Origin of the sequence: Oerskovia rustica (assembly GCF_014836555.1) — a bacterium.
Lineage (GTDB): Bacteria > Actinomycetota > Actinomycetes > Actinomycetales > Cellulomonadaceae > Oerskovia > Oerskovia rustica.
In genome coordinates this window covers 29,669-33,535 of record NZ_JACSQQ010000021.1, presented here as the reverse complement: position 1 = coordinate 33,535, position 3,867 = coordinate 29,669, and the positions used below count along the sequence as shown (strand labels likewise).

4 protein-coding genes are annotated in these 3,867 nt (G+C 73.5%); 3 read left to right on the top strand and 1 reads right to left on the bottom strand.

Translation table 11 applies throughout. The features are described 5' to 3' along the window. The first annotated feature begins 48 nt into the window (after positions 1-48). Both H9652_RS12970 and mshA read left to right on the top strand, forming a co-directional pair. A complete protein-coding gene (locus tag H9652_RS12970; RefSeq protein WP_191796619.1) occupies positions 49-1,206 on the top strand; it encodes a lactonase family protein in 1,158 nt (385 codons plus the stop codon). 29 nt (positions 1,207-1,235) lie between these two features. Then, positions 1,236-2,471: a D-inositol-3-phosphate glycosyltransferase gene (gene mshA / locus H9652_RS12965; RefSeq protein WP_191796651.1), complete on the top strand. Its 1,236-nt coding sequence runs from the start codon at positions 1,236-1,238 to the stop codon at positions 2,469-2,471. 40 nt (positions 2,472-2,511) lie between these two features. Here mshA and H9652_RS12960 read toward each other — a convergent pair whose 3' ends face one another. Beyond that, positions 2,512-2,949, bottom strand: coding sequence for a nitroreductase family deazaflavin-dependent oxidoreductase (locus H9652_RS12960; RefSeq protein ID WP_191796618.1), 438 nt, complete (start codon positions 2,947-2,949; stop codon positions 2,512-2,514). Positions 2,950-3,084: 135 nt separating this feature from the next. Between H9652_RS12960 and H9652_RS12955 the strand changes: the two genes are divergently transcribed. Then, positions 3,085-3,822 (top strand): phosphoglyceromutase, encoded by a 738-nt coding sequence (locus H9652_RS12955; RefSeq protein ID WP_030144068.1) that lies wholly within the window; start codon positions 3,085-3,087, stop codon positions 3,820-3,822. Positions 3,823-3,867: the final 45 nt, after the last annotated feature.

The window sequence follows — 3,867 nt, the reverse complement described above, 5'->3', positions numbered from 1 at the left end:
CCCCCCCCCCGCCCCTGGCGCGTGTCCGGGTGCTACTAGGCTCTGGTCATGACCTCCACCTCGACGTCGTCCGTGGCCTCCGGCGCGGACTCGCGGACCCTCTGGCTCGGCACGTACCCCGACGGCGCGGAGCCCGGGAGCGGTGAGGGGATCTGGCGGCTGTCGGTCGACGCCTCGACGGGTGAGCTGGGTGACCCGGTGCTCGCGGCCGTGACGCCGTCGCCGTCGTTCGTCGCGCTTGCCCCGGACGGCGCGCGCCTGTACGCGGTGTCCGAGACCGAGGAGGGCGCGGTCAGCGGCTTCGAGGTCACACCGGGCGGGGGGCTCGCGCCGCTGGGCACGGTCCCGAGCGGGGGCACGTACCCGTGCCACCTGGTCGCGACGGACGACGCCGTGCGGGTCGCCAACTACGGCGACGGCACGTTCGCGGTCCTCCCGCTCGACGCCTCGGGTGCCCCGACGGCCCCGCTGCTCCTGGGGCACCGGGGCACCGGGCCGGACACGGAGCGTCAGGAGGGGCCGCACGCCCACTTCGTGGCGGAGGTCGCGGGGGAGCCTGTCGTGGTGGACCTGGGCACGGACGAGCTGCGCGCGTACCCGCGGTCTCTCGCGGAGGTTCGCTCCCTCGCCGAGGGGCCCGACGGCGGCGGCCCGGCCCGCGTCGCGGCAACCTTCCCGGGTGGGGCCGGACCGCGGCACCTCGCGGTCCTCGACGGCGCGCACGGCACACCCGCGGCACTCCTCGTCGCGACCGAGCTCGACGCGCGCGTGTACGTCCTGGTCCCGGCGGGGGACGGTAGGTTCGAGGTCGCCGCCTCCGTCGAGGCCACGGCGGCCCCGCTTCCGCAGGGGGGCCGCAACTACCCGTCGCACGTCGCTCTGAGCGCGGACGGCTCGCGCCTGTTCGTCGCGATCCGTGGTGCGGACGTCCTGTCGACGTTCGCGGTCACCCGCACGGTCACGGGGCCCGACGGCGCCGCTCCCGTCCTCGAGCACCTCGCCGACACCCCGCTCGGCGGGGCGTGGCCGCGGCACTTCGCGGTGCTGGCTCCTGCGGGCGACGGCACCCCCGAGGCCGACCTGGTGGTCGTGGCGAACCAGAACTCGTCGAACCTCACGGTCCTGCGGATCGACCGGGCGGACGGTGCGGGCACGCTCGTCGACGAGCTCGTGATCCCGGTCCCGGCCTGCGTCGTGGAGGCCTGAGCGCCGTGAAGGACTCGCCGCGCATCGCGATGCTCTCGGTGCACACCTCCCCGCTCGACCAGCCCGGCACGGGTGACGCGGGTGGCATGAACGTGTACATCACGGAGCTGTCGCGGGCGCTGGCGCGGCGCGGGGCGAAGGTCGAGATCTTCACGCGCGCGACGTCGTCGGCCCAGCCTCCCGTGGTCGAGGCCGAGGACGGCGTCCTGGTGCGCCACGTCGTGGCCGGTCCGTTCGAGGGCCTCGACAAGAACGACCTGCCCGGCCAGCTCTGCGCCTTCACGGCCGGGGTCCTGCGGGCCGAGGCGCGGCGGGACGCGGGCTGGTACGACGTGGTGCACACGCACTACTGGCTGTCGGGGCAGGCGGGCTGGCTCGCGGCCGACCGGTGGGACGTGCCGCTCGTGAACTCGATGCACACCATGGCCCGCGTGAAGAACGCTGCGCTCGCACCGGGGGACGCCCCGGAGCCGCTCGGCCGGATCATCGGCGAGGAGCAGGTCGTCGCGGAGGCCGACGCGCTCGTGGCGAGCACGCCCGAGGAGTTCAAGGATCTCGTCGAGGAGTACGGGGCGGACCCCGCGAAGGTGCACGTCGTGCCTCCGGGCGTCGACCTCGAGCTGTTCTCGCCGCCCGCGCCGGGGGAGAGCAAGGAGTCGCTGCGGGCTGCGCTCGGGCTGCCGACGACGGGCAGGCTCGTGCTGTTCGCGGGGCGGGTCCAGCCGCTCAAGGCTCCTGACGTCCTGGTCCGGGCGCTCGGCGTCCTCGCGGACCACGACGAGCCGCTGCCGACGCTCGTGGTCCTCGGGGGACCGAGCGGGCGCATGACGGCCGTGCGCGAGCTCGAGGCGCTGGCCTACCAGATGGGGGTCTCCGACCAGGTGATCGTGCGGCCCCCGGTGCCGCGCGACGAGCTCGTGCGCTACTACCGGGCCGCCGACGTCGTCGCCGTGCCGTCGCACAACGAGTCGTTCGGGCTGGTCGCGGCCGAGGCGCAGGCGTCCGGCACGCCCGTGGTCGCGGCGGCCGTGGGTGGCCTGCGGACGGTCGTCGAGGACGGGGTCTCCGGGATCCTGGTCCCCGACCACAACCCGTGGACCTGGTCGCGGACGCTGAGCGACCTTCTCGCCGACGACGCGCGCCGAGCGGAGCTCGCGGCGGGCGCCCGGCGCGTGAGCGAGCGCTACGGCTGGGACGCGACGGCCGAGGCGATGCTCGCCGTGTACGAGCAGGCGGCCGAGGCCCGGGCGCGCAGGCCGCGCTGAGCCCGGGCGGGCGTCGCAGACCGGCCCGGGTCGGTCGACGTCAGTCGCGCCGCTCGAGCACGAACACCGGGATCTCCCGGTCGGTGCGCTCCTGGTAGCTCGCGTAGTCGGGGTAGGCCGCGACGGCACGCTCCCACCACAGGGCCTTCTCCTCGCCCGTGACCTCGCGGGCCGTGTAGTCGTGGCGCTCGGGCCCGTCCTGGAGCTCGACGTGGGGGTTCGCGACGACGTTGTGGTACCAGACGGGGTGCTGCGGGGCCCCTCCGAGCGAGGCGACGACCGCGTAGTCGCCGTCGTGCTCGACGCGCATGAGCGGCGTCTTGCGGATCTTGCCGCTCTTCGCGCCCACGGTCCACAGGACCACGACGGGCATGCCGCGCAGCGTGGTGCCCTTGGTCCCGCCCGAGCTCTCGTAGAGGTCGGCCTGCTTGCGTGCCCAGTCGCTCGTGCTGGGTGAGTACTCTCCGGTGATCGGCATACCTGGTGCAACGCGTGGCGCGCGTCACCATTCCCGTGTCGCCCGTCGGTGAGGGATTCCCGTTCCGTAGATGTTCGGTGACCATTTCCCGGGACAGCGCGGTCGCGGGCTCCCTCGTGCGGCAGGATGGTCACCATGACCTACACCCTCGTGCTGCTCCGCCACGGCGAGAGCGAATGGAATGCCAAGAACCTGTTCACCGGCTGGGTGGACGTCGCACTCTCGGAGAAGGGCGTCGAGGAGGCGAAGCGCGGCGGGAGCCTGCTGACGGACGCGGGAGTGCTCCCGGACGTCGTGCACACGTCGCTGCTGCGTCGCGCGATCACCACGGCGAACCTCGCCCTGGACTCCGCGGACCGTCACTGGATCCCCGTGAAGCGCTCGTGGCGCCTCAACGAGCGCCACTACGGTGCGCTCCAGGGCAAGGACAAGAAGCAGACGCTCGCCGAGTTCGGCGAGGAGCAGTTCATGCTGTGGCGTCGTTCGTACGACGTGCCGCCGCCCGCGATCGAGCTGGGCTCGGAGTTCTCGCAGGACACGGACCCGCGCTACGCGGACGCCCCGGTCGTGCAGACCGAGTGCCTCAAGGACGTGCTCGAGCGCGCCCTGCCCTACTGGGAGGGTGAGGTCGTCCCCGACCTCAAGGCCGGCAAGACGGTCCTCGTCGCGGCGCACGGCAACTCGCTGCGCGCGATCATCAAGCACCTCGACGGCATCTCGGACGAGGACATCGCGGGCCTCAACGTGCCCACGGGCATCCCGCTCGTCTACGAGCTGGACGAGAACCTCGTCCCCGTGGTCAAGGGTGGCAAGTACCTCGACCCGGCTGCTGCGGCGGACGCGATCGCCGCGGTCGCGAACCAGGGTCGCTGATCGTCCCGTCGCTCTGACGCGAACGCCCCCCCGCGCCCCCCCCCC